We start from the raw sequence: 4,187 nt of genomic DNA, 5'->3' as shown, positions 1-4,187 counted from the left end.
GCCAGGACCCCCGGCGCGCTGGAGACCCGTCGGTAGATCAGCGCCTCGGCCAGGTCAGTGCGGCCGGAGGAGGCGCTGGAGTCCCGCAGGCCACCAAACGCCTCGTCAGAGCTTAGCAACCGTAAACACTAGCGCAGGGCGCAGGGGCGGAAGAGCCCCAAGTCGGGGTGTACGGCCTATATGTCGGCGATTGCGAGCCACTTCCCGAGCCATATGTCGGCCGATTATTGGATTGCGGTGCCGGATATCCATACGACGGACGCGAGTCCGGCTTTGTCCCTGCTTGGCCGGTATAGGGATTGTAGTTCCCTCTAGTTGAGTAATTGTCGCTCGTTGTGGAGTTTGGGGCTGTCCGGTAATGCGGCGCCACGTAGGTTCCATCTTTCCGATAATGGCCTCGCACATAAACATCCGCCGCAAACGCATTCGTAGCGGCAAACATCAGTGCGATTACAGAGAGTATGAACTTCTTCATTGCCATCCTCTTTTTCAGAGTTCTAAACACCGTTCCGACGACGATATGATTGAACCTCGGATTCACTCACATCGCTTGGATAACATTTCGGCGAATATCCGCCGGGACGGCTGTATGCACTTCGCTTCCCGCAGCTCGTTCCATTGCTAGCTGTATTGTAAGGGCAAGGACAGTTACCGGAATAAGACGCTATCGATTCCCGAACGATTGCATCTCGGATCTGCGCATCCGTCATCTGGCGCGCTTCAGCGGGCGCCGCCGTAGCCCCCACGACCAGCACCGCTAGCAAACCGACCACGGTTCGAATTGCGTGACGCTCTATCATTTTAGCCTCCCCACCAAGCTTAACCATTTACTCCATTAAGTTGGGCGAAGGCAATTACTTATGGTTGCGAAAAAGGCACTCCCCTCTCACCCGCTCCGCGGAGGAGGTGATGTCCGCACAATCACGCCCGGGGCGAAATTATCCACAGATCGGGCCAAGGGCCGGATCAGAGTGCGAACAAAGGTAGAATATTCAGGGAATAGAAGACAAGGGCGAAACGGAAATACCCGTCTGCGGGGGCAGGCTATGCCGTGAGCAGCGATTTCCGCTGGGCGGAACCGGCCCCTCAGCCGCGCCGGGCTTCCACCACTGTCCACATCCGATCGGTGGCGTCCACCCCCGTGAACCGCTGCAACTGGCGCGCGCCCGTGGGCGAGGTCACATTGATCTCGGTGAGGTAGTCGCCGATGACGTCGATGCCCACGAAGATCAGGCCCCGGCGCTTCAGCTCCGGCCCGATGATGGCGCAAAGCTCCTGATCGCGCGCGGTCAGCTCCACGGCCTCGGCCCGGCCGCCCACCCGCAGGTTGGAGCGGATCTGGCCGGCGCCGGGCACGCGGTTGACCGCGCCCACCGGCTCGCCGTCCACCAGCAGAATGCGCTTGTCGCCCTTGGACACCGCCGGAATGAACTTCTGGGCGATGACCGGCTCGCGGCCGATCATGGCGTGCAGTTCCAGGAGAGCGTCGAGATTGGGGTCTTCGGCCAGGAGCCGCGCCACCCCCGAGCCGCCGCCCCCATAGAGCGGCTTGAGCACGATATCCCCGTGCTCGGCGCGGAAGTCATAGATGGCCTGGGGGTCGGAGGTGATCAGGGTGGGCGGCTGCACGCCGGGGAAGCCGGTGACGAACAGCTTTTCCGGGGCGTTGCGCACCTCGGCGGGATTGTTCACCACCAGGGTCTTGGGGTGGATCGCCTCCAGGATGTGGGTGGTGGTGATATAGGCCATGTCGAAGGGGGGGTCCTGACGCAGCAGCACCACGTCCATCTCCGACAGGTCCACCCGCTCCCAAGGGCCAAAGGCGGCATGGTCGCCCTTCACGTCCTGGACCGTCACCGCCCGGCCGCGGGCGAGCGCGCGGCCGTTTTCCAGGGCCAGCTGGTCAGGGGTGTAGACGAACAGGCTGTGCCCCCGTGCCTGGCCGCTCAACATCATCAGGAAGGTGGTGTCCCCGTCGATATTGATGCGCTCGAGCGGGTCCATCTGGACGGCGACCTTCAGGGCCATGCGGCTCTCCTCCTCCTGTGCAGGCTCCGACATAGGCGGCCGACTGGACCTGCGCCAGCCAAAGCCTTCCAGGAAGCGTCAGTTGAGCTGCAGCCGGACCCGTTCGCGCTGGGCCCGGGCGGCCAGGGCCGCCCCCTGGTCGAGCGCGCTGGCGCAGGAGAGGGCCTCCAGGGCGCCGGCCAGGGCGCCCTGCCCCTCCCGGGCGGCGGCCACGTCCAGCCAGGGGCGGTGGTCGTCCGGGTCCAGAAGGGCCCGGCGCAGGGCCGAGCGCTCGGCCCGGGGGAAGTCCCCCTCCCCCAGGGCGTGGGCGAAGATGGTGTTCTGCAGGCGGATGAGCACGGCCCGCTCGCTCACCGGCGCCATCAGCAGGTCCAGCCGGTCGGCGACATTGGGGGTCAGGCCGGTATGCAGGGCCCGCCGCGTCAGCTCCGAGGGCAGCACCACCCGGCCATGGCTGAAGGGATCCAGCGCCAGCGGTCCCTCGGGCGTCTGGATGCGCAGCAGAAAGTGGCCAGGGAAGTCCACGCCCTTGAGATCCAGGCCGCAGGCCCGCCCCACATGCAGATAGAAGATCCCCAGGGTCACCGACAGGCCCCGCCGACGCTCGGCCACGGCGATGATGTCGGCGTTGTCGGGATGGTTCGGGGTGAAGAGATCGCCGGTGAGCCCCAGATCCCCGGCCAGGGTCTCGGCCAGGGCCTCTTCGGCGGATTCCACCTTCAGCCGCTGGGCGAGGCGCTCGATCCCGGCCCGGGCCAGGGCGCGGGCGGCCTGGGGATCGTGCTCGGGCGACTCATGGAGGGCGCAGGCGATGGCCGCTTCCAGCAGGGGGAACTCGGCTTCCGGCGGGGTTTCGCCGGCGGCGCGGATGACGGCCTCTGCCTCAGTGCGGGTCATGGGATCGGCCTATCAAGAACCGGGCCATGCGTCGGCGAGGTGGGCGGGCCAGCGGCCGGGCGACAGGGCCACCAGGTCCAGCCGCACCGCCAGGGCCTTGAGCCGGGGCCGGGCGCCGGCCACCGCCTCGCCGGCGCGGCGCAGTCGCTGGCGCTGCTCCAGGCTGACCGCCTCAAGCGCGGCGTTCAGGGTCGCCCGCTGCTTGACCTCCACCACCGCTAGGACCGTCCCCTTCTGGGCCAGCAGGTCGATCTCCCCCAGGCGGGTGCGCAGGCGAAAGCCCAGGATGCGGTAACCCTTGGCCATCAGCCACAGGGCGGCCAGGGCCTCGGCCCGGCGCCCCGTCTTGCGCGCGGCTCCGCCCCGCAGGCGGCGCTGTTCGGCGCGCTCAGGCCTCTTCACCGGCCGGCTCCGATTTCAGTTCCAGCGCCCGGCGATAGAGGTCGCGGCGGGGAAGCCCGAGGGCCTTGGCCACTTCGCCGGCCGCCTCGGCGGGCTTGAGGCGGCGCAGGGCCTCGCGCAGGGCCATGTCGGCGTCGGCGGCGGTGGCCTCCATCTCCCGCCCCGGCGCCACGAGGATGACGATCTCCCCCTTGGGGGCCTCGAGGCTGGGATCGGCGGCCAGGACGTCCAGGGGGCCGCGCACCACCGTCTCATAGAGCTTGGTAAGCTCCCGGCAGACCACCGCTTCGCGCGGGCCGAGCACGGCGGCCATGTCGGCCAGGCTGTCACCCAGGCGCGAGGCGCCTTCGAAGAAGACCAGGGTGGCGCGGATGCCCGCCAGTTCGGTCAGGAAGGCCCGACGGCCGGCGCTCTTGGGCGGCGGGAAGCCCGCGAACAGGAACCGGTCCGACGGCAGGCCCGCCACTGAAAGCCCCGCCAGCAGGGCTGAGGCCCCGGGCACGGGATGGACGGGGTGGCCCGCGGCTGCGGCCTCGCGCACCAGACGATAGCCCGGATCGGAGATCAGCGGCGTGCCCGCATCCGAGACCAGCGCCACCCGGCCGCCCTGTTCGAGCACGGCTAGGGCCTTGGGCCGAGCCCGCTCGGCGGCGTGTTCGTCATGGCGCTCCATGCGGCCGGAAATCCCGTAGGCGGACAGGAGCTTTCCCGTGACCCGGGTGTCCTCAGCCAGGATGAGGTCCGCGGCCGACAGGACGTCCAGGGCCCGCAGGGTGATGTCGCGCAGATTGCCGATGGGCGTGGCCACCACATAAAGCCCCGGCGACAGGGGGGCTTGCGACAGGCTGGGGGACGGGAGG

The 4,187-nt window shown here is 68.1% G+C and carries 4 protein-coding genes; all 4 read right to left on the bottom strand.

Features of this window, described 5'->3' with window-relative positions:
* Nucleotides 1-1,086: 1,086 nt before the first annotated feature.
* Nucleotides 1,087-2,028 (bottom strand): glutathione synthase, encoded by a 942-nt coding sequence (gene gshB / locus V7D28_RS14165; RefSeq protein WP_333588031.1) that lies wholly within the window; start codon nt 2,026-2,028, stop codon nt 1,087-1,089.
* Nucleotides 2,029-2,106: 78 nt separating this feature from the next.
* Nucleotides 2,107-2,925, bottom strand: coding sequence for a SirB1 family protein (locus tag V7D28_RS14160; protein WP_333588030.1), 819 nt, complete (start codon nt 2,923-2,925; stop codon nt 2,107-2,109).
* A gap of 12 nt (nt 2,926-2,937) precedes the next feature.
* Nucleotides 2,938-3,327: a YraN family protein gene (locus V7D28_RS14155; protein WP_333588029.1), complete on the bottom strand. Its 390-nt coding sequence runs from the start codon at nt 3,325-3,327 to the stop codon at nt 2,938-2,940.
* Nucleotides 3,314-4,187 (bottom strand): 16S rRNA (cytidine(1402)-2'-O)-methyltransferase (gene rsmI / locus V7D28_RS14150; protein ID WP_333588028.1); only part of this gene is annotated, 874 nt, incomplete at its 5' end. The genes rsmI and V7D28_RS14155, both read right to left, overlap by 14 nt.

The sequence above is a fragment of the Phenylobacterium sp. genome, from assembly GCF_036723115.1.
Lineage (GTDB): Bacteria > Pseudomonadota > Alphaproteobacteria > Caulobacterales > Caulobacteraceae > Phenylobacterium.
Note: the sequence above shows the minus strand (reverse complement) of the source record. Positions and strands in the feature narration are given on the sequence as shown.